We start from the raw sequence: 20,409 nt of genomic DNA, 5'->3' as shown, positions 1-20,409 counted from the left end.
GTTTTAAGGCGGCGCTGTGGGTGCGGTATGCGGGGTGTCTTGGTCGCGGGGGCGGGCGGGTGCGGGGTGCGCTGTCCGTGAGGGGAAGCCTGAGGGACTCTGAGTCCCTCAGGGTTCCCCTCACGGACGCGGGCAAGCGGCCACGGGGGCATGGATCGGGCATTTCGGCGAGGTTTGAGTCCTTTGTAGACGATCGGCAGGCCGAGGCCGCACGGCCTAAGTCCCTGGCATTGACTTCGGCTGGTCGTGAGGGGAACCCTGAGGGAATCTGGGTTCGTGAGGGTTCCCCTCACGGACTTCAGCGGGTGGGTGAATCAGGCGCTCGCCTCCAGCAGCCGGTGGTGGTGTTCCAGCAGCGCGCGGAACGAGTCGTGTGCGGTGCTGCCGTAAGTGAGGTCCACTTCGATCGCTCGCCAGCTGTCGCCGGTGTGGGTGAGCAGGACTGTGGCGGGGTCGGAGACGATCACCACGCTGCCGTCGGCGCGGAGTTCGCGAGTGGACAGCAGCCGCGGGAAAACGACGTCTGCGGGTAGTCCGTCGGCGATCGCCAGGAACTCACGGTAGTCGTCGGGCAGGCGGAAGCCGAGGCGTTGTTCGGTCGCGGCCAGGTCGGCGGGTGACGCCGGGGCAGGGGCGCGTTGTCCGCGCAGGCGGAGGATCGCCGCGACCAGTTCCGGCAGGCTGCCCGGGCCGGTCGGATGGCGTTCGCGCAGCGCGGCGATCAACGCGCCCGCGCATTGGTCCGGCCACTCCGTGCCGAGGCCGAGCGGGTCCGCACCCGCGACCAGCCGGGCGGCGAGCGGGCGGGTGGCGGCGAGCGTCGCGACGTCCGGGTTCGGGTGGTTCTCCACGAGCGTTGCCCACGCGTCGAGGTCGGCGGCGGCCAGTGCGTCACGCACCGGATCGGGTCGCTCCGGGGCGATGGCGGAGACCACCCCGGCCACTGGCGAGCCGTCGAAGAGACCGTCCAAATCGGACACTCGGCGGGCGAGAAGTGCTTGGTGGGCTTGTTCTTCCGCGTCCAGGTCGAGCGGAACGAGGGCGTCTGCCCATTGTGGACGGTCGCCGCGCGCCTCGAAGAGCATCGCCCAGCCGCGGGCGCGCACCGCGTCGTCGGCGAGCGCGGACGTCGGGCGTCCGGTCACTGCGTGCCATTGCGTGATAAGGCGATCCGCGGCAGCGGACGCGCCCGCGGTCGCGAGGAGGAGCGCGGCGTGGCCGATCCGGCGGTCAGCGGCGGCTTCGTCGGCGGTGAGCACGTCGCGGACGGCGGTCTCGAGGTAGTCGTCGCGCTGCATGAACGCGAGCGTGCCACACGGCGGCGGACACGACGGAGGCCCCGCACCGGCGTGGTGCGGGGCCTCCGGCAAAGCGTGCGGGTCAGCCCTGGTCGGCGATGTCCGCCAGTACCGCGGCGATGGTGCGGACCGGGACGCCGGTGCCGCCCTTGCCGGTGTAGCCCCACGGGCCGCCGGAGTTGAACGCCGGGCCCGCGACGTCGAGGTGCACCCACGGCAGGTCCGCGGGCACGAACTCGCGCAGGAACACGCCCGCGACGAGCATGCCCGCCCAGCGCTGGCCGGTGACGTTCGCGATGTCCGCCAGGCGCGAGTCGAGGTCGCCGCGCAGCTCGTCGGGCAGCGGCATCGCCCAGCCGCCCTCGCCGGTGGCCTGCATGATGCCCGCGACGCGGTCGCGGAACTCGTCCGAGCCCATCACGCCGGAGATCCGGTTGCCCAGCGCGACCACCTGCGCGCCGGTCAGCGTGGCGGTCTCGATCAGGTAGTCCGGGTTCTCCTCGGCGGCGCGCACGATCGCGTCGGCCAGCACGAGCCGGCCTTCGGCGTCGGTGTTGAGCACCTCGACGGTCTTGCCGCCGTACATGGTGAGGACGTCGCCCGGGCGGTAGGAGGTCGCCGAGGGCAGGTTCTCCGCCAGCGGGATGTGCGCGGTGATCTCGAGCGGGTACTTCAGCTTCGCGGCCAGCACGACCGACGCGAGCACGGCGGCCGCGCCCGACATGTCGGAGGTCATGTGGTCCATGTTCGCGGCGGGCTTGAGCGAGATGCCGCCCGAGTCGAAGGTGATGCCCTTGCCGACCAGCGCGACCTTCTTGCTCGCCTTCGCCGGCTTCCAGCTGACCCGCAGCAGGCGCGGCGGCCGCGACGAACCGCCGCCGACGCCGAGGATGCCGCCGAAGCCCTTGCGCTTGAGGACCTTCTCGTCGAGCACCTCGAACTCGAGGCCGTTCGCGTCGGCGAGCTTCTTCGCGCGGTCGGCGAAGGACGCCGGGAAGAGGTCGTTCGGCGGGGTGTTGATCAGGTCGCGGGCGATGATGACCGACTCGGCGATGAACCCGGCCGCCTTGAGGGTGGCCTTGTGCTCGCGCGCGGTGCCCTCGGCCGGGCTGACCAGGTCGGCCTTCGCCAGCGGGGCGTCGCCCTTCTCCGAGCGGTACTCGGTGAAGACGTACGCGCCCAGCGCGATGCCTTCGGTGGCGGCGTGCAGGTCGACGGCGGACAGCGTGACGAACGCCCGCTCGGTGCCGCTCAGCGCGCGGGCCGCGGCACCGGCCGCGCGACGCACCTGCTCGGGGGTGATTTCCCCGTCCTTCGGCTTGCCGAGGCCGACAGCCAGCACGACGCCCGCGGGCAGCTTGCCCAGCGTCGGCAGCTTCACGATCTCCTCGGCCTTGCCGGACGCGCCGAGCGTGCCCAGCACCTCGGCGAGTTTGCCGTCGAACGCCGCGTCGGCGACCTCGGAACCGGCGGCGAGCGCGAGGCCGTCCTCGCCCTGGAGGGTGCCGATCACGACGACGTCGGCGCGGGTCTTGCCCAATGCCGCACCCGTGTTCTCGGAGAGGGCAAGCTTCGGCACGGTCACTTCTGACTCCTCGCGACGTCGCGGTGGCGCCGGGCGATCTGCCCGGTCGATCGTGAGCCATGCTAATGACAAAGCCATCCGGACGGGGGAAGGGGGATCGCGATGCGGCTCGCGGGAGCACTCCTGGTGACGCTGGCGGCAGGTGCCGCCGGGGCCGGGTATTGGCTGCTCGCAGGGGTCGTGCTCGCCGCGCTGGCTGCCGTCGGAGCCTCCCGGCTGCCCGCGCTCGGCGACGATCCGGCCTCCCGGATCGTCGGCGGATTATCCCGGCTGGCACAGATTGTCGTGCTCGCGCAGGCCTTTGGCGCGTACGTGTTCCCCCTGCAGCCCGGATACGCCGCCGCTGCGCTGGCGGTGTTCGTCGCCGCGGCGGACTTCGCCGGGCTTCGGCTGCCAGACCTGCTGGTCAAGTGGGTATTAGGCGTGCTGTTCGCCGCGGCGGCAGTGCTGGTGGCGATCTGCCTCGTAGTAGCTCCGGTGTCGCAACCGAGCGGAATCGGGACGCCGAACGCGGCCGCGATCGTCGTCGCGGCGTTGTTCCTGTTGCCGTTCCTGATTCCGGAACCGGGGGAGCGAAGCACCGGACGCGCGCTCGTTCTGAGCCTCGTCGCGGTGATCGTCACGGCGGTGACGTTGCTGCAGCTGGGCCCGGTCCGGCTCGGCTTGTCCGGGACGGCGTTCCGCGATCTGCTCTCCGCCGCGGACGCGGGACAGCTCCAGGCGTTGCTCACGGTGATCGCAGTGCTGGCGACTCTTCCCGCGGCATTCACGACTTTCGTCGGTGCGCGACAGCGGTTTGCGCCGTCCGGCGGGGCTCCGGTCGCGGCGGGTGCGGTGCTGGCAGCGGCCGCCGGGGCGTTCGTTCCGGTGTCCGCGGTGCTGCTCGTGGCGCGCCTCGGCGCGGTGGCGGAAGTGCTGCTGCGAGTGCGGGTTCGTCGCTACCGTGGCGTGCATGACTGAGCACCGCTGGGCGCCGGGACAGACAGTCGTCGAACGTTTCGTCCGCCCGGACGGCAGCATCGGCCAGCATCATCCGCTGCGCGTGCTCTCCGACGACGGCGAGACGCTGCTCGGCTGGCTCCCGCTCGGCACGCCGATCGTCGGCAGCAGGCTCGCGGACGGCCGAAGCCTGCGCGAAGCACCGCTGGAACAACGGTTTCGCGAGCCGCGCGTGCGGGTGCCGGACGTCTGGCACGGCACCTCGACGCTGCGGCTGATTCCCGACGCGGCCTGGTCGTCGGTGTGGTGGTTCTTCGAGGCGGACGGACGCTTCCGCGACTGGTACGTGAACCTCGAAGTTCCGCGCGGGCGCACCGAAACCGGCCCGGACCGGATCGACGGCATCCTCGACCTGGTCGTGACGCCGGGCGCGGGCTGGAAGTGGAAGGACGAGGACGAAGCGGAGGCGGCCGTCGAGGCGGGACGGTTGACCACCGCCGAACTCGGCAAACTGCGCGCGGAAGGCGAACGGCTGGGCGCGCTGGCCGAGCGGGGCGCGTACCCGTTCGACGGCACGCACACCGATTTCCGCCCGGACCCGGGCTGGCCGGCGCCCGCGCTGCCCGCCGGACTGTGCTGAGCTACTGGGCCAGCAGGACCAAGGCCCCGAACAGCACGACGTTGACGACGAGCAGGATCACCACCGATTTGGTCGGCAGATTCCGGGAGATCACCTGTCCGTGCAGGTTCTTCCACCAGTAGATGCCGAATCCGGCGACGACCAGCCCGAGGAAGAAGCCGAACCCGCTGGACAGCAGGCCCCAGCCGACCATCCCGAGCATTCCGGCTCCGAAGGTCAGCAGGGCCGCGGTGCCGAAGGTCTTGACGTCCGGCCCGGCGCCCGGCCCGGCTCGGCGTGCTGGTTGAGTGCTCACGCCGTCCATCGTAGTGGGGTGACGCTGCGAGCGCGGGACTGTGCGGCGAGTAAAACCACCGGACTTCCGACTAACGTGCTTCCGACCAAGCGCTATCGTTTATGCATGACCACAGCGACGCAGTTCACCCACGTTCCGAACCCGAGCCCCGCGAGTCCTGAACGCGTCGCCGAGGTACTTGCCAAGCCGGGATTCGGCACGCACTTCACCGACCACATGGTCACCGTGCGCTACAGCACCGAGAAGGGCTGGCACGACGCCAAGGTCGGGCCGTACGAACCGTTTTCCCTCGACCCGGCCACGTCCGTGCTGCACTACGGGCAGGCGATCTTCGAGGGCCTCAAGGCCTACCGGCAGCCGGACGGCACGATCGCCGCGTTCCGGCCGGACGCCAACGCGCAGCGGTTCCGCGAATCCGCCGAGCGGCTGGCGATGCCGCAGCTGCCGGTCGAGACCTTCGTCGATTCGCTGCGCGAGCTGATCGCCGTCGACGAGCGCTGGGTGCCGACCCGCGAGGGCGATTCCCTGTACCTGCGCCCGTTCATGATCTCCACCTCGGCGGGCCTGGGCGTGAACAGCCCGGCCGACGAGTACGTCTACGCGCTCATCGCCTCGCCCGCCGGCTCGTACTTCAGCGGCGGCGTGAAGCCGGTCAGCGTGTGGCTGTCCACTGAATACGTGCGCGCGGCCCCTGGCGGCACCGGCGCGGCGAAGTGCGCGGGCAACTACGCGGCGTCCTTCGTGGCGCAGGCGCAGGCCGTCGAAAAGGGCTGCGACCAGGTCGTGTGGCTCGACGCGGTCGAGCGCTGCTGGGTCGAGGAGATGGGCGGGATGAACCTGTTCTTCGTCTTCGGCTCGGGCGACGACGTCCGCGTGGTGACGCCGGAGCTGACCGGTTCGCTGCTGCCGGGCGTGACCCGGAAGTCGTTGCTGCAGCTGGCGAAGGACGCCGGGCACAAGGTCGAGGAGCGCCGGATCTCCACCGACGAATGGGAGAAGGCGGCCGCCTCGGGCGAGCTGACCGAGGTGTTCGCGTGCGGCACGGCGGCGGTCATCACGCCGGTCGGCCACGTGAAGCACGGCGGCGGCGAGTTCTCGATCTCCGGCGGACAGCCGGGCTCGGTCACGATGAGCCTGCGCGAGCAGCTCGTCGGGATCCAGGAAGGCACCCGCCCGGCCCCGGCCGGCTGGATGACCCCGCTCAGCTGAGCTAGCTGTCCGTGAAGGGCTCCTTGAGGGAATCAGATTCCCTCAAGGAGCCCTTCACGGCTTTCAGGACGAGAGCGGGCCGGAGACGCCGGATTGCTCGTGCGTGGTCATTTCCGCGAGCACGCGGCTGGCCATCATCAGCAGCGGCAGCGCGGTGACCGCGCCGGTGCCTTCGCCGAGACGGACGTCGAGGTCGAGCAGCGCGCCGAGGTCCAGGTGCTCCAACGCGAGCGCGTGTGCGGGTTCGCCGGTGAGCTGCCCGGACATCCACCAGCGGCGGGCACCTGGCGCGAGTTCTTCGGCGACGAGCGCGGCGGAGCAGACCACCAGCCCGTCGAGCACGACCGGCGTGCGACGGACCGCCGCCTGAGCGAGAAAACCCGCCATCGCAGCGATATCCGCGCCCGAGGACGTCCGCAGCAGCGCGAGCGGGTCGGCCAGCACCGCACGGGCCCGGCGCAGCGCGTCGCGGACCGCGGCGGCCTTGCGCATCCAAGTGTTGTCGTCGATGCCCGAACCCCGGCCGACCACGGCCACCGGTTCGCTGCCGGTCAGCGCCGCGACCAGCACCGACGCCGGGGTGCTGTTGCCGATGCCCAGGTCGCCCGCGATCAGCAGGTCCGCGCCGCCGTCGACCTCCGCGTCGGCGACCTTCCGGCCGGCGTTGACCGCGGCCCGGACCTCGGCGTCGGTGAGCGCGTCCTCGACGTCGATCGAGCCGGAACCGCGGCGCACCTTGAACTCGCCGATCGACCGCATCGCGGATTCCTCGGTGTCCACGGCCATGTCGACCACGCGCACGCCCGCGCCCGCCGCCGCGGCGAGCACGTTGATCGCCGCGCCGCCGGTCAGCATGGTGCCGACGAGCTGCGACGTGACCTCCCGCGGATACGCCGAGACGCCCTTCTTCGCGATGCCGTGGTCGCCGGCGAACACGACGACGCGCGGCCGGGTGAACGGCCGCGGCGGGGCCTGGCCCTGGCACGAGGAGATCCACACGCCCAGCTCTTCCAGCCTGCCGAGCGAGCCTGCGGGTTTGACGAGCTTGTCGTGCAGCGCGATCGCGCCCGACCGGGCCTGGTCGCTCGGCGGTTCGATCTCGCCGAACTCGATGCCCGTTTCGCCGGTGTCCACAGCCAGGTTTCCTTTCGCCGCTGGGCGTCCCGGCGCCCAACCTACCGCCGCCGGGGCGGGGCCCTTAGGGTCGGTCGGCGTGCGGGAATCGACGGCGGCCGGGGTCGTGCTGGCCAGTGGTGCGGGGACCCGGGTCGGGGCCGCGCTGAACAAGGTCTACCTGCCGGTCGCGGGCAGGCGCGTGGTGGCGTGGTCGCTGGACGCGTTCGCCGCGGCGGCCGGGATCGGCGTGCTGGTGCTGGTCATCCGGCCCGAGGACGCGCCGCTGGCCGAGGAAGTGCTCGCCGAACTGTCCGTCCCGGTTGAAATCGTGCCCGGCGGCCCGACACGGCAGGCCTCCGAGCTGAACGCGCTGCGCCATCTCGCGCCGCGGATCGCCGACGGGACAGTGGATTCCGTGCTGCTGCACGACGGGGCCCGTCCGCTGGTGACGCCGGAGCTGATCTCCGCGGTGCTGGAGCGGACCCGGGAAGACGGGGGAGCGGTGCCGGGCCTGGCCGCGGACGACGTGGTCTCGATGGCCGGACCGGACAAAGTGGCGGGCCCGCTGCCCGGCGCGATCCGGGTGCAGACCCCGCAGGGCTTCCGGGCGCAACCGCTGCTGGCGGCTTACGAACAGGCCGCCGCGGAAGGATTTCTCGGCACGGACACGGCTTCGTGCATGGAGCGGTTCTCCGCGCTGCCGGTGCGGTGGGTGCCCGGCAGCGCGGAGAACGTGAAGATCACCTATCCGCACGACCTCGCGGTGGCGGAGCGGTTCCTGCTGCGGCCTTCTTCGTAGCCGCCGCAGTGCCCGCAGGAGGTCCGTGAAGGGCTCCTTGAGGGAATCAGATTCCCTCAAGGAGCCCTTCACGGACTTTCGCCGGGGCGAACCCGGCTGCGGTGATCAGGGAGCGACGGTGAGCGCCGGGTCGCTGATGACGACGTCGCCGAGCGCCTCGTCGATCGCGGTGAGCAGCTCCGGCTCCAGCTTGACGCCTGCTGCCTTGACGTTGTCGTAGACCTGCTCCGGCCGCGAAGCGCCGATGATCGCCGACGCGACGTTCGGGTTCTGCAGCACCCACGCGACGGCCAGCTGCGCCATCGACAGCCCGGCGTCGGCCGCCAGCGGCTCCAGCTTCGCGACCGCGGTGAGAGTCTTCTCGTCGAGGAAGCGCTTCACCATGTTCGCGCCGCCGTTCTCGTCGGTCGCCCGCGAACCGGCGGGCAGCGGCTGGCCCACCTTGTACTTGCCGGTCAGCACGCCCTGCGCCACCGGCGACCAGACGATCTGGCTCAGTCCCTCGCGCTCGGAAGCGGGCACGACCTGCGACTCGATGACCCGCCACAGCATCGAGTACTGCGGCTGGTTCGACACGAACGGGATCTTCAGCTCACGGGCGAGCGCCGCGCCGCGCGAGATCTGCTCGGCGTTCCACTCCGAGACGCCGATGTAGAGGGCCTTGCCCTGGCGGACCAGGTCGGCGAACGCCTGCATCGTCTCTTCCAGCGGCACCGTGCGGTCGAAGCGGTGCGCCTGGTAGAGGTCGACGTAGTCGGTGCCGAGCCGCTCGAGCGACGCGTTCGCCGACTCGATGATGTGCTTGCGCGAGAGACCCTTGTCGTTCGGGCCCTTCGGACCGGTGGGCCAGAAGACCTTGGTGAAGATCTCCAGGCTCTCCCGGCGCTGGCCCTTGAGGCCGCGCCCGAGCACGGATTCGGCGGCGGTGTTCGCGTAGACGTCAGCCGTGTCGAAGGTCGTGATGCCTGCGTCGAGCGCCGCCTTGATGCAGGCCTGCGCCTGGTCCTCCTCGACCTGGGACCCGTGGGTCAGCCAGTTGCCGTAGGAGATCTCACTGATGTTGAGGCCGCTGCGGCCGAGACGTCGAAACTCCATGCCCACAGGGTAAACGTTTCGTTCGCCAGGCTAACGACCTGTGTGCCGCACGGCTCAGTTCGGGCTGCGAACCCCGGCGTCGAAACGGTGACCCGCGAGCCGAAACCCTGCCCGAGCCCAGATCGAAGGGAGCGTTCTGGGCGGTCTGCCTGCCGAAAGCTGTGAACCGAGGCCGCGTTCAGGCGAACGCGGCCGCACGGCTTAGTTCGGGATCGGGTCTCCGGCCTTCAGCCGCGGCTTCGGGACGCGCAGCTTGCGGATCTGGCTCGCCCGCACGAAGGCGTACCAGCCGACTCCGCGGGTGGCCGTCGACGGTTCCTTCGGGAAGCGTTCGCGGACCAGCTTCGAGATCTTGCGGCCGTTCACGAAGCCCTCGATGGCCATGACCAGCAGCATCGCCATGCAGACCAGGGTGATGTACTGCTGCACCGCCGGCGCGGGGACCAGCAGCGCGAGGAACACCAGGATCGCCAGCGGCATGAACAGGCCGAGGATGTTGCGCCGGGAGTCGACCAGGTCGCGGACGTACGCCTTGACCGGGCCCTTGTCGCGCGGCGGCAGGTACTTGTCGTCGCCGGACATCATCCGCTCGCGGCGCACGCGGGCGGCCTCCTTGCGGTCTTCCTTGCTGACCGGGTTGGCCTTGCGCAGCTCTTTGTTGCGCTTCATCGCCTCGCGCATGGAGGTGGGCGGCGCCGCGACCGGCCCGCGCTTGCGCCCCTCGGCCTCGCGCCGCTTCGGCGTGGCCTTGCCCTTTCCCGGCGTGTACGACTTGCTCGTGGCCGTGGAATCGACAGCGGCGGCCTCGGCCGCGGAGTCGTCGGCGGCGGGGTCAGTGGTGCTTCGGCGCAGGAACCTCACCTCACCAGGGTATTGCAGGCGTCACGGCTTTGTTCACCAGGTCGTTCCATATGCGACGATGGAGGGGAACAGATCGGGCGAGTCCCGTGTTGTGCCTAGGACACGAGATGTACCCGCAGCGAGTTCGACCAAAGAGGGAGTGCCATGACGACCGCTGAGCAGACCGGTGCGGCTGCGGCCGAGACCGCCGAGGAGACCCACGGCGTGACGTTGACCGACGCCGCGGCCGCCAAGGCGAAGGCGCTGCTCGAACAGGAGGGCCGCGACGACATGCACCTGCGCATCGCCGTGCAGCCCGGCGGCTGTGCGGGCCTGCGCTACCAGCTGTTCTTCGACGAGCGCACGCTCGACGGCGACCTGTTCCGCGACTTCGACGGCCTGCAGGTGGCAGTGGACCGGATGAGCGCGCCGTACGTGACCGAGGCCGTGATCGACTTCGTCGACACCATCGAGAAGCAGGGCTTCACGATCGACAACCCGAACGCCACGGGTTCCTGCGCCTGCGGCGACAGCTTCCACTGAGCCCAGAGCCGACAAACGGGCCCCGACGCTTCCGCGCCGGGGCCCGTTGTCTGTTCTGGGGCCGCAGTCCGTTCGACTGCCGTTTCGCTGGCTCAGACGTAGGCGTCGAGGTCGGCGACCTGCGCGTGACAGTCGTCGTCGACCGTCCACGGCCGCGCGGCCCTCGGAAGGGGCAGCCGGGCCTGGTCGGCGGAGCGCTCGGGCCGCAGCGCGGACGGGAAGTGGGCGCAGTCGGCGATCAGGTCGCCGAGGGTTTCCGGTTCGGTCGCGAGGTTCACGATCGTCACGCTATTCAGCCTGAGTCGAACGGGAAACGAGTACCGGCCGGTAGTGTCGGAACGTGGCGCGGAAACTACCCGGAAGGGTCATGACCAGCGGGTAACTTGCGTCAGGGCGCGAAAAGACAGCTCATCCACCTCGTGAGGAGAACCGGTGGCAGACAAGCCCAGGATCGCCGTGTCGGGCAGCATCGCGACAGACCATCTGATGCACTTCCCGGGGAGGTTCGCCGAACAGCTCGTCGCCGAGCAGCTGCACCGGGTGTCGTTGAGCTTCCTCGCCGACGACCTCGTCGTGCGCCGCGGCGGCATCGGCGCGAACATCGCGTTCGGCCTCGGCGTGCTCGGCGTGCAGCCGGTGCTGGTCGGAGCCGTCGGCCAGGACTGGGCGGACTACCAGTCGTGGCTGCAGCGCCACGGCGTCGACACCTCCGGCGTGCTGGTGTCCGAGGTCGCGCACACCGCGCGCTTCGTGTGCACCACCGACGAGGACATGTGTCAGATCGCGACGTTCTACGCGGGTGCGATGGCGGAGTCGCGGAATATCGAGATGGGGCCGATTTCGGACCGGGTCGGCGGGCTCGGGCTGGTGTTGATCAGTCCGGACGATCCTGAGGGCATGGTCCGGCATGCTCAGGAGTGCCGTCAGCGGGGCTACACCTTTGCCGTTGATCCCTCGCAGCAGCTGGCTCGGATGGACGGGGCTCAGGTGCGGGCGTTCGTCGAGGGGGCCAAGTATCTGTTCAGCAATGACTACGAGTGGGAGTTGTTGCTGCAGAAGACTGGCTGGACCGAGGCTGACGTGCTGGAGCGGGTCGGGCTGAGGATTACCACGCTGGGGGAGAAGGGCGTGGAGATCGTTGGGCGGGACGGGACCGCGCTGCAGATCGGGGCGGTGCCGGAGCGCGGGAAGGCTGATCCGACCGGGGTCGGGGATGGGTTCCGGGCTGGGTTCCTTGCTGCGATCGACGGCGGGCTTAGTTTGGAGCGGGCCGCGCAGTTGGGGTGTTTGATCGCGGTGTTGGTTTTGGAGACTGTGGGGACTCAGGAGTGGACTCTGGAGCGCGGGGAGGCGTTGACGCGGTTGAACGAGGCGTTCGGGCCTGAGGCTGCTGAGGAGATCGCTGCCGTTTTGCCTGCTTGAGACTTTGGGTTCGGCTCGTCGCCTGGCGGCGACATTGCCGTGGGGGTTGCGTGGGGCACCCCGAAGCCGATTGTGATGACGGACGGCGGGTGCTTGTCAAGGCGGGAAAGATGCCTTGACAAGCACCCGCCGTCCGCATTTTGGCTTCGTATCGGGGTGCGGGGGTGGTGTGGGTGCACTGGTGGGTTGGGTGCGCTGGCTGCGGTTTGGCGCGTGGTCCGTGAAGGGCCCCTTGAGGGAATCCAGTTCCGTGAGGGGCCCCTTGAGGGAATGGCCGTCCGTGAGGGGAACCCTGAGGGACTCTGAGTCCCTCAGGGTTCCCCTCACGGACCTCAGAGCTTGACTGGGTAGGCCGGTTCCGGGATTTCCGGCTTGATGCGGTGTTCCACGAAGATTCCGTGCCACAGCATGAAGACCAGCAGGGCCCACAGTTGGCGGCTGCGGTCCAGTTGGCCTTCCTTGTGCTCGTCCAGCAGTCGCAGCACGGCGTTCTTGTCCAGCAGCTCATCGGTCTTCGAGTCGCTGATGATGCCGCGAGCCCAGTCGTACATCTCGTTGCGCAGCCACAGGCGGATCGGCACCGGGAAGCCCAGCTTTTTCCGGTTCAGGACGTGGCCGGGGATGATCTTCGCGAGAGCCTGGCGCAGGGCGTACTTCGTGGTGCCGTGCGCGAGTTTCTGGTCCAGCGGGATCGAGGCGGCGACCTTGAACACCTCGGCGTCCAGGAACGGCACGCGCAGTTCCAGCGAGTTCGCCATGGTGACCTTGTCCGCCTTGACCAGGATGTCGCCGCGCAGCCAGGTGTACAGGTCGACGTGCTGCATGCGGGCCACCGGGTCCCAGCCGCGGGACACGTCGTACCAAGGGGCGGTGACGTCCTTGAAGCCGACGCCTTCCTCGTACGTCCGCAGCACCGCGCGCAGTTGCTCGTCGCGGAAGTTGCGGGCGTTGCCGTAGTAGCGGTCTTCCAGCGGAAGCGCGCCGCGGCGCAGCAGGTCCTTGCCTCGGGTGCCCTCGGGGATCTTCGTGGACACCTTGCCCAGCAGCTTGCGCACGCCGCCGGGGATTTTTTCGAACGGGGCCAGCGAAATCGGCTCGCCGTAGATCGTGTACCCGCCGAACAGCTCGTCCGCGCCTTCGCCGGACAGCACCGCCTTCACGTGCTTGCGCGCCTCGCGGGCGATGAACCACAGCGGGACCAGCGCCGGGTCGGCCACCGGGTCGTCCAGGTACCAGACGATGAGCGGCAGCGCTTCCATCATCTCGTCCGCCGACACCGTGCGGACCACGTGCTTCACGCCGATCGCGGCGGCCGATTCGGCGGCGACGTCCACCTCGGAGTAGCCCTCGCGCTCGAACCCGGTGGTGAACGCGATGAGGTTCGGGTTGTGCTCCTTGGCGAGCGTCGCGGTCGCGGTGGAGTCGATGCCGCCGGAGAGGAACGCGCCGACCGTGACGTCCGGGTCGGAGATCATGTGCTTGCCGACCGAGTCGCGCATCACATCGGCGATGCGCTCGTACAGCGCGTCGGCCTCGGCCTGGCCGTTCACCGGCTTCGCGGCGAACTTCGGGTGGAAGTAGCGGGTGAACTCGGTCTTCCCGCCCGGCGAGAGCCGGAACGAGGTGCCGGACTCGACGCGGCGGATCGCGGTGTGCAGCGACTCCGGCTCCGGCACGTACTGCAGGACCAGGTAGTGCTGCAGGGCCGTGCGGTCCAGCTCCTGCGCGACGCCGAGCGTGTCCGACAGCTCCAGCAGGCTCTTCTTCTCGCTGGAGAACGCGGTGCCCTTCGGGCCTTCGCTGTAGTAGAGCGGCTTGATGCCGAACGGGTCGCGCGCGCCGAAAACCACCTTTTCGGCCGAATCCCAGATCAGGAACGCGAACATGCCGCGCAGCTTTTCGACCGCTTTGTCGCCGAGATAGTGATATGCCGCGACGATCGCCTCGCCGTCGCCTTCGGTGGCGAATTTCGCACCGAATTTTTCGGCCAGCTCGTCGCGCAGCTCGCGGTAGTTGTAGATCTCGCCGTTGAAGTTCAGCGTGTACCGGCCCGGAGCGTCGGCCGGACCCCACACCAGCGGCTGGTGCGCGTGGTCGACGTCGATGAAGGCGAGCCGGTTGAAGCCGTACACGACCTCGGCGTCGGCCCAGGTGTCCTGCTCGTCGGGGCCGCGGTGGCGCTGGCAGCGCATCGCCGCGCCGACGCTCTCCCGGGCGTTCGAGGCGTCGTTTTCGGTCGCGCAGATCAGTCCAAGCAGGCCGCACACGTGTACTCACACACCTCAGGGTCGGGCCGGTCCGGGGAAGGGCCCAGTATGCCGGGGCGGGGCCCGCCGCCCGGAATGCGGGTGACGCGTGGCGCAACTGGTCACCCCTTGGTCAGCGGGAGCGGCCAACTCGGCTAGGCTCCGCCTGTCACGAAGATCGGTCGAAGAAGGCCCGGTGTGAGAGGGCCTGTTGGGTGAAAGGGCAGGGCGCAGTGGGAAAACCAGAGCGCACCCCGGTGGGTAAGCGGGTCGGGCGTGTCGCCGCGCTGGCCGTGCTGGTGGCGCTGACCGCGACGGGCTGCTCGGGAGACGAGATCCTCCGCTTCGGCTGGCCGAAGGGCGTCACGCCGCAGGCCGACCAGATGCGCACTCTCTGGACGTGGACGGTCATCGCCGCGCTGATCGTCGGCGCGATCGTGTGGGCCCTGATCTTCTGGACCGCGATCTTCCACCGCAAGAAGAAGGGCGCGGCCGCCGAAGGCCCCGAGGACCTCCCGCGGCAGTTCCAGTACAACATCCCGCTGGAGATCTTCACGGTCGTCCTCCCGACGATCATGGTCTGCGTGCTGTTCTTCTTCACCGCGACGACCGAGAGCAAGGTCCTCGACAAGAAGCCGAACCCGGACGTCGTCGTCGACGTGATCGCCTTCCAGTGGAACTGGGAGTTCAAGTACGAGGGCGAGAACGCCAAGCGCGCGGACGGCACCCAGGTGAGCACCGTCGGCTCCTCCGGCGAGATCCCGCTGCTCGTGCTGCCGACCAACAAGACGATCGAGTACCGGCTCCGCTCGACGGACGTCATCCACTCGTTCTGGGTCCCGGAGTTCAACTTCAAGCGCGACGTGATGCCGGACCCGGAGAAGAACAACCAGGACAGCTCGTTCCAGAACTCGATCGACCGCGAGGGCTCGTTCGTCGGACGCTGCGCCGAGCTGTGCGGGACGTACCATTCGGTGATGAACTTCGAGGTGCGGGCCTTGTCCCCGGACAAGTACGACCAGTACCTCAAGCTGCGCACCGAGACGAACCCGAAGACCGGCAAGCCGAACACCGCGTCCGAGGCGCTGGCTTCGATGAACTGCGGCGAGCTGTGCAGCCCGTACGCGGTGACCACGAAGCCGTTCAACACCGACCGCACCGCGCGCACCGCGTCCAACTGACGGCGAACCAGAAGGAGCAGGGGACCAATCCCATGAAGGTCGAAGCCCGGATTTTCTACATGGTGGCGGGGTTTGCCGTCCTCATGACCGCCGTCTACTGGGTCATGACCGCGCTCTTCACCACCAACCAGCAGGCCGAGCCGGTCGGCATCGTCGCGCTGTTCCTGACCGGCGGCCTGGCGTTCCTCGCCGGCAGCTACATGCAGTTCGTGTCCCGCCGGATCGAGGACCGTCCGGAGGACCGCGAGGACGCCGAGGTCAGCGACGGCGCCGGCGAGCTGGGCTTCTTCAGCCCGGGCAGCTACTGGCCGATCGCGCTGGCCGCGTCGGCCGGTCTCGCCGGTCTCGCCCTCGCGTTCTTCCACATCTGGCTCCTCGTGATGGCGCTCGTGGCCCTGCTCATCGCCGTGGGCGGGCTGGTGTTCGAGTACCACACCGGCCCCGAGCACGACTGAGTTTTCCGCTTCACCGAGACGCCCGGCTGGGAATTCCCGGCCGGGCGTTTCGCGTGTCCGCCTTGGTTCGCTGCGGAGCCAGCGCCGCGGCGAGCACGGCCAGCATGCCCAGGCCCTCCGGCCAGGTGAGCCGATGGCCGAACGCGAGCATGTCCACCACGACCGCGACCACCGGGTACAGGTAGGACAGCAGCGCCACCGTCGTGGTCGGGAGCTTGCCGATGCTCGCGTACATGAGCACGTACATCACCGCCGTGTGCACCGTGCCCAGGAGCAGGAGCCACAGCAGCCCCGGAGCCGAACTCGGCAGCGGCGTGAACATCAGCGCGGGCGCGAGCACGATCGCGCCGGCCGTCAGCTGCACGGCGGCGAGCAGATGCGGCCGGATGTGCTTGAGCTGCTTCGCGATGAATGACGCACCGGCGTAGAGCAGAGCCGCGCCGAGAGCGAGCGCGATCCCCGCGAGCCGCACCGGTTGTCCGTCATCTCCTTGGGCGGAAAGGGAAATCACCACAACTCCGGCGAAAGCCACACCTGCCCGCATGAGGTGCGAACGGCCGACTTTCTCGCCGAGGAACATCGCCGCCATTCCGACCAGAATCAGCGGTTGCGTGTGGTAGACGACGGTGCTGACGCCGATGGACGACAGCGAGTAGGACGCGAACAGCAGCACCCAGTTGCCGACCAGCAGCAGTCCGCCGGCAACGGCGAGCAGCAGGTCGCGGCGGGTCGGCCGCCAGTCGCGGAACCAGCCTCGGGCAAGGGACCACACGACCAGCAGGACGCCGCCGACGAGGCAGCGGGCGAACGCGACCGCCGGAGCGGCCGCGCCGCTTTCGAGCACGACCGCGCCGATCGTGCCGGACAGCGCCATCGCGGCGGACCACTGCAGGACCGGGCGGGATTCGGGGTTCTTCATGCGTCCCAGATTCGCCTTCGCGGCGACGCTCAACCAGTGTCAGAGATGACAATGGCCGCAAAACTTGTGACATCCTGGGCGGCATGGACGTGCAACGGGTCGCCGTACTGCTCGCGGACCGGGTTTCACCGTTCGAGCTGGGGGTCGCATGCGAGGTGTTCGGCACGGACCGCAGCGCGGACGGCATGCCTGGCTGGGACTTCGGCGTGTGCTCGCCGGACGGGGCGGACGTCGCCAGTTGGTCCGGATTCGGCCTCGCCGGACTGCGCGACCTCGAGTTCGCGGCGTCGGCGGATTTGGTGATTGTGCCCACGCAAGCACCGCGGACCGCACCGCCGCCAGAGCCGCTGCTGGACGCTTTACGCGCTGCCCGGGAGCGTGGTGCGTGGGTCGCCGGGTTCTGCGCGGGAGTGTTTTCCCTTGGCTACGCGGGACTGTTGGACGGTCGTCGCTGCACGGTGCACTGGATCTACGAGCCGGAATTCCGTCGCTTGTTTCCCACTGCGGAAGTAGACCCACAAGCGCTCTACGCGGACGACAACGGCGTGTTCACCAGCGCCGGGACGGTCGCCGCAGTGGACCTGTGCCTGCACCTCGTGCGGCGCTTGCGCGGCGTTGCAGCGGCGACGGCGTTGGCCCGGCGGATGGTGGCCGCGCCGCACCGGGCCGGTGGGCAGGCGCAGTTCGTGCAAGCTCCGGTACCCGCGACGGCCGCACCGGACGACGCGGTGGTCGCCGAGGCGCTCGAATGGGTCGAACGACGGTTGGATCAGCCGTTCACGGTCGCGGAGTTGGCGCGCCGCAGCGGACTGGGGGAGCGGACCTTCCTGCGCCGGTTTTCCGCGGCCACCGGGACGACTCCGCATCGCTGGCTGACCGAACGCCGCCTCGACCGGGCGCAGGCGCTGCTGGAGGAGGGACGGTTGTCGGTGGAGGACATCGCGGTGGCCTGCGGATATGCGTCGGCGGCCGCGCTGCGGCACCAGTTCTCGCGGCTGCGCTCGACTACGCCCAGCGCTTACCGGACCGCTTTCCGCAGAAGTCCGTGAGGGGAACCCTGAGGGAATCAGAGTCCCTCAGGGTTCCCCTCACGGACGTTGGATGCGCCGAGGTCAGCGATCAGCCGAGGAGAACGCGATCCACCGGTCCAGCAGCGTCGCTGCCGCACCGCTGTCGATGGCCTGGCGTGCTCGGTCCAGCCCGGCGGCCAGATCGTCCTCGAGCGAAGCGGAGAAGCCCGTGAACGCGGCCAGCGCGGCGGCGGCGTTCAGCACCACCGCGTCGCGCACCGGGCCGGTCTTGCCGCTGACCAGTTCCCGGACGACCTCCGCGTTCGCCGCGGCATCGCCGCCGCGCAGGTCCTCCGCGGTGGCGCGCGGGATGTCGAGCGACTGCGGGTCGAAGGAGCGTTCCGTGACCGTGCCGCCGGAGACCACCAGGACCGACGTCGTCGTCGTGGTGGTGATCTCGTCCAGGCCGTCGTCGCCGCGGGCCACCAGCACCGACATCCCGCGTTCGGCGAAAATCTCCGCCAGGGCACGGGTTTTGTCGGCGTAGGCGCAGCCGATCAGCGCGCTTTGCGGCTGCGCCGGGTTGGTCAGCGGGCCCAGCAGGTTGAACGTGGTCGGCACGCCCAGTTCGCGCCGCGGCGGGCCGGTGTGCCGGAACGCCGGGTGGAACGCGGGCGCGAAGCAGAACCCGATGCCGATCTCCTCGAGCGACGCGAGCACCGCCTCCGGCGGCAGGTCGATCTTCACGCCGAGGGTTTCCAGCACGTCGGCCGCGCCGGACTTCGACGACGCGCTCCGGTTGCCGTGCTTGGCCACCGGCGCGCCCGCCGCCGCCGTGACGATCGTCGCCATCGTGGAGATGTTCACCGAGTTCGACCGGTCGCCGCCGGTGCCGACGATGTCCACCGCCGGACGGCTCAGCGTGATCCGCCGGGCGTGCGACAGCATCGCGTCGGCCATGCCGGAGATCTCCGCGGGCGTTTCGCCCTTGGCGCGCAGCGCGACCGCGAAGCCGCCGATCTGCGCCTGTCCGGCGCTGCCGGACATGATCTGGTCCATCGCCCACGCCGTGTCCTCCGCGGACAGGTCCTCGCCGGCGATGAGCCGGGTGAGCAGCGCGGGCCAGGTGTGCGGGGTGGCGCCCACCGGGCTCAGCCGCCGTTGACGGCGGGGACCCGCCCGGCGCGCAGCACGCCGGCGACGGTCTCCGCCGCGGTCAGCGGATCCAGCGGGTGCACCAGCACGGCGTCGGCCAGCGCCCAGGTGGCGAGCCATCGGTCGTCGCGGCGGCGGACGGCCACCACGATCGGCGGGCAGTCGTCGATCTCGTGCTTGAGCTGGCGGGTCAGCCCGATGCCGCCGGTCGGCTGGGCCTCGCCGTCGAGGATCGCGAGGTCGACCGAGCCCGCGTCCATTTCGGCGAGCACGTCGGCGATGCCGGACGCCTCGACCCACTCGACGCGGCCGAGGTCGGCCGCCGGGCGCCTGCCGACGGCGTTCATGATCGCCTCGCGGACCTCGGCCTTGTGGCTGAACACCAGGATCCGCTGGGACTGCTCGCTCATTGAGCACGCCTCCGTCTCGTCACGGGTGGAACAGCCGCGATCGTATCCGCCGAGACGCATCTCACGCGGACGCGGTGGGCGAGTCACCCGGTTGCCGCGCCTCCCAGCCCGGCGCGTCGCCGCCGAGACGCTGCGCCAGCCCGGCCATCCGGGACCTTTCCTGGGCGCAGTGCAGGGCGTCCAGCACCTGCACCCGCCGCGCGTGCGCCAGCACCCGGTCGCCGTCGCGGCTTTGCTCGCGCAGGTCGTATCCGTCCTGCGCGAGGATCGCCGCCGCCTCGTCGACCCGGTCCGCCGGAAGCACGAGGTGATGCACCAGCACCGCGGGCGCTTCGCTTGCCCAGCCGGGTGAATCGGCGAGCACCGCGGAGTCCGCGACGGCCGGATCGAACGCCGAAACGACGACCCGGAGGCCGGGCGCGTCCGGGTCGAGGAACGCCCTTTCCGGCTTTCTCGCCAGGTCACGGAGCTTCTCCAGCCAACTCACGAGTAGCTCCTTCCGGTGCTGGTCCGCTTCTCGCGCGCGGGTGTGACGCGAAGCTCCCACGACCCGCCGCAGACCCGGCGGGCGGGGCGCCCGCACGAGAGGACATAATGCGATTCGTGACAACGGCAGCTCCCACCATCAGCCAGCGGGTCCACTCGCTGAACCGGCCGAACATGGTCAGTGTCGGCACCGTCGTGTGGCTGTCCAGCGAACTGATGTTCTTCGCCGGACTGTTCGCCATGTTCTTCACCGTCAAGGCGCAGAACCCGGCCGGGGCGTCCTGGCCGCCGCCGTTGCACGGCGAGGAATTCCACCTCAACGTCGGGTACGCGATCCCGTTCACGGTGATCCTCGTGCTGTCGTCGCTGACCTGCCAGTTCGGCGTGTTCGCCGCGGAGCGGGGCGACGTCTACGGGCTCCGGCGCTGGTACATCGTGACGCTGATCATGGGCGCGATCTTCGTGGCCGGGCAGGCGAACGAGTACCACAACCTCGTCGAGGAGGGGCTGACGATCCCGTCCGGCCCGTTCGGAACGGTGTTCTACCTCGCGACCGGTTTCCACGGCCTGCACGTGATCGGCGGGCTCATCGCCTTCGTGTTCCTGCTGATCCGCACGAAGCTCAGCAAGTTCACTCCGGCGCAGGCCACCTCGGCGATCGTCGTGTCGTACTACTGGCACTTCGTCGACATCGTGTGGGTCGGCCTCTTCGCGGTGATCTACATCCTTCCCTGATCTCCGCACCGCCCACCACAAAACGGCCTGA

General features: G+C 69.7%; 22 protein-coding genes. 10 read left to right on the top strand and 12 right to left on the bottom strand.

Annotated elements, in window-relative coordinates; genetic code table 11:
• Positions 1-314 precede the first annotated feature (314 nt).
• Positions 315-1,298: an SMI1/KNR4 family protein gene (locus tag D0D37_RS29645; RefSeq protein ID WP_116203883.1), complete on the bottom strand. Its 984-nt coding sequence runs from the start codon at positions 1,296-1,298 to the stop codon at positions 315-317.
• Between the two features lie 82 nt (positions 1,299-1,380).
• Positions 1,381-2,883, bottom strand: a complete 1,503-nt coding sequence (locus D0D37_RS29640) for a leucyl aminopeptidase (RefSeq protein ID WP_116203882.1) — start codon at positions 2,881-2,883, stop codon at positions 1,381-1,383.
• 102 nt (positions 2,884-2,985) lie between these two features.
• Here D0D37_RS29640 and D0D37_RS29635 point away from each other — a divergent pair, with 102 nt between their 5' ends.
• Both D0D37_RS29635 and D0D37_RS29630 read left to right on the top strand, forming a co-directional pair.
• The gene (locus tag D0D37_RS29635) at positions 2,986-3,843 is read left to right on the top strand and encodes a sulfatase (protein WP_116203881.1); all 858 of its coding nucleotides are present in this window, start codon (positions 2,986-2,988) and stop codon (positions 3,841-3,843) included.
• Positions 3,836-4,462 (top strand): ribonuclease FAU-1 family protein, encoded by a 627-nt coding sequence (locus tag D0D37_RS29630; protein WP_116203888.1) that lies wholly within the window; start codon positions 3,836-3,838, stop codon positions 4,460-4,462. The genes D0D37_RS29635 and D0D37_RS29630 overlap by 8 nt, the downstream gene beginning before the upstream one ends.
• 1 nt (position 4,463) lies before the next feature.
• On the opposite strand, the gene D0D37_RS29625 is transcribed toward D0D37_RS29630, so the two are convergent.
• Positions 4,464-4,766: a hypothetical protein gene (locus D0D37_RS29625; protein ID WP_116203880.1), complete on the bottom strand. Its 303-nt coding sequence runs from the start codon at positions 4,764-4,766 to the stop codon at positions 4,464-4,466.
• A gap of 96 nt (positions 4,767-4,862) precedes the next feature.
• Between D0D37_RS29625 and D0D37_RS29620 the strand changes: the two genes are divergently transcribed.
• Entirely contained in the window at positions 4,863-5,966 is a 1,104-nt protein-coding gene (locus D0D37_RS29620; protein WP_116203879.1) for a branched-chain amino acid aminotransferase, read from the top strand.
• Between the two features lie 63 nt (positions 5,967-6,029).
• On the opposite strand, the gene cobT is transcribed toward D0D37_RS29620, so the two are convergent.
• Entirely contained in the window at positions 6,030-7,100 is a 1,071-nt protein-coding gene (gene cobT / locus D0D37_RS29615) for a nicotinate-nucleotide--dimethylbenzimidazole phosphoribosyltransferase (protein WP_116203878.1), read from the bottom strand.
• Positions 7,101-7,179: 79 nt separating this feature from the next.
• Between cobT and D0D37_RS29610 the strand changes: the two genes are divergently transcribed.
• Complete coding sequence (locus D0D37_RS29610; protein ID WP_116203877.1) at positions 7,180-7,881, top strand: IspD/TarI family cytidylyltransferase; 702 nt, start codon at positions 7,180-7,182, stop codon at positions 7,879-7,881.
• A gap of 105 nt (positions 7,882-7,986) precedes the next feature.
• Here D0D37_RS29610 and D0D37_RS29605 read toward each other — a convergent pair whose 3' ends face one another.
• On the bottom strand, positions 7,987-8,976 hold the full coding sequence (locus D0D37_RS29605) for an aldo/keto reductase family protein (protein WP_116203876.1): 990 nt from the start codon (positions 8,974-8,976) through the stop codon (positions 7,987-7,989).
• A 201-nt stretch (positions 8,977-9,177) separates the two neighbouring features.
• Positions 9,178-9,837, bottom strand: a complete 660-nt coding sequence (locus D0D37_RS29600; RefSeq protein WP_116203875.1) for a DUF3043 domain-containing protein — start codon at positions 9,835-9,837, stop codon at positions 9,178-9,180.
• 144 nt (positions 9,838-9,981) lie between these two features.
• Here D0D37_RS29600 and D0D37_RS29595 point away from each other — a divergent pair, with 144 nt between their 5' ends.
• Positions 9,982-10,359 carry a HesB/IscA family protein gene (locus D0D37_RS29595; protein ID WP_116203874.1) on the top strand — a complete coding sequence of 126 codons (378 nt, stop codon included), beginning with the start codon at positions 9,982-9,984 and terminating at the stop codon, positions 10,357-10,359.
• 92 nt (positions 10,360-10,451) lie between these two features.
• On the opposite strand, the gene D0D37_RS29590 is transcribed toward D0D37_RS29595, so the two are convergent.
• On the bottom strand, positions 10,452-10,637 hold the full coding sequence (locus D0D37_RS29590) for a hypothetical protein (protein ID WP_116203887.1): 186 nt from the start codon (positions 10,635-10,637) through the stop codon (positions 10,452-10,454).
• Positions 10,638-10,791: 154 nt separating this feature from the next.
• On the opposite strand from D0D37_RS29590, the gene D0D37_RS29585 reads away from it, so the two are divergent.
• The gene (locus tag D0D37_RS29585) at positions 10,792-11,781 is read left to right on the top strand and encodes a carbohydrate kinase family protein (protein ID WP_116203873.1); all 990 of its coding nucleotides are present in this window, start codon (positions 10,792-10,794) and stop codon (positions 11,779-11,781) included.
• Between the two features lie 332 nt (positions 11,782-12,113).
• Here the strand turns inward: D0D37_RS29585 and asnB are convergent, their stop codons facing one another.
• Complete coding sequence (gene asnB, locus D0D37_RS29580) at positions 12,114-14,048, bottom strand: asparagine synthase (glutamine-hydrolyzing) (protein ID WP_116203872.1); 1,935 nt, start codon at positions 14,046-14,048, stop codon at positions 12,114-12,116.
• Positions 14,049-14,260: 212 nt separating this feature from the next.
• On the opposite strand from asnB, the gene ctaC reads away from it, so the two are divergent.
• Positions 14,261-15,208 carry an aa3-type cytochrome oxidase subunit II gene (gene ctaC / locus D0D37_RS29575; RefSeq protein WP_116203871.1) on the top strand — a complete coding sequence of 316 codons (948 nt, stop codon included), beginning with the start codon at positions 14,261-14,263 and terminating at the stop codon, positions 15,206-15,208.
• A 32-nt stretch (positions 15,209-15,240) separates the two neighbouring features.
• Complete coding sequence (locus tag D0D37_RS29570) at positions 15,241-15,663, top strand: cytochrome c oxidase subunit 4 (RefSeq protein ID WP_116203870.1); 423 nt, start codon at positions 15,241-15,243, stop codon at positions 15,661-15,663.
• A gap of 10 nt (positions 15,664-15,673) precedes the next feature.
• Here D0D37_RS29570 and D0D37_RS29565 read toward each other — a convergent pair whose 3' ends face one another.
• Positions 15,674-16,582 (bottom strand): DMT family transporter, encoded by a 909-nt coding sequence (locus D0D37_RS29565; protein WP_116203869.1) that lies wholly within the window; start codon positions 16,580-16,582, stop codon positions 15,674-15,676.
• Positions 16,583-16,665: 83 nt separating this feature from the next.
• On the opposite strand from D0D37_RS29565, the gene D0D37_RS29560 reads away from it, so the two are divergent.
• Positions 16,666-17,631: a GlxA family transcriptional regulator gene (locus D0D37_RS29560; protein ID WP_116203868.1), complete on the top strand. Its 966-nt coding sequence runs from the start codon at positions 16,666-16,668 to the stop codon at positions 17,629-17,631.
• 63 nt (positions 17,632-17,694) lie between these two features.
• Here the strand turns inward: D0D37_RS29560 and trpD are convergent, their stop codons facing one another.
• The 3 genes from trpD to D0D37_RS29545 form a co-directional block, all read right to left on the bottom strand.
• Positions 17,695-18,738 (bottom strand): anthranilate phosphoribosyltransferase, encoded by a 1,044-nt coding sequence (gene trpD / locus D0D37_RS29555; RefSeq protein WP_208720201.1) that lies wholly within the window; start codon positions 18,736-18,738, stop codon positions 17,695-17,697.
• Positions 18,739-18,743: 5 nt separating this feature from the next.
• Positions 18,744-19,157: a hypothetical protein gene (locus D0D37_RS29550; protein WP_116203867.1), complete on the bottom strand. Its 414-nt coding sequence runs from the start codon at positions 19,155-19,157 to the stop codon at positions 18,744-18,746.
• 61 nt (positions 19,158-19,218) lie between these two features.
• Positions 19,219-19,644 (bottom strand): ribonuclease E inhibitor RraB, encoded by a 426-nt coding sequence (locus D0D37_RS29545; RefSeq protein ID WP_116203866.1) that lies wholly within the window; start codon positions 19,642-19,644, stop codon positions 19,219-19,221.
• Between the two features lie 107 nt (positions 19,645-19,751).
• On the opposite strand from D0D37_RS29545, the gene ctaE reads away from it, so the two are divergent.
• Entirely contained in the window at positions 19,752-20,378 is a 627-nt protein-coding gene (gene ctaE, locus D0D37_RS29540; protein ID WP_162834530.1) for an aa3-type cytochrome oxidase subunit III, read from the top strand.
• Positions 20,379-20,409: the final 31 nt, after the last annotated feature.

Origin of the sequence: Amycolatopsis circi (genome assembly GCF_003385235.1) — a bacterium.
Taxonomy (GTDB): Bacteria; Actinomycetota; Actinomycetes; order Mycobacteriales; family Pseudonocardiaceae; genus Amycolatopsis; species Amycolatopsis circi.
The sequence above is the reverse complement of the archived record's forward strand: the minus strand, read 5'-3'. Positions and strand labels throughout refer to the sequence as shown.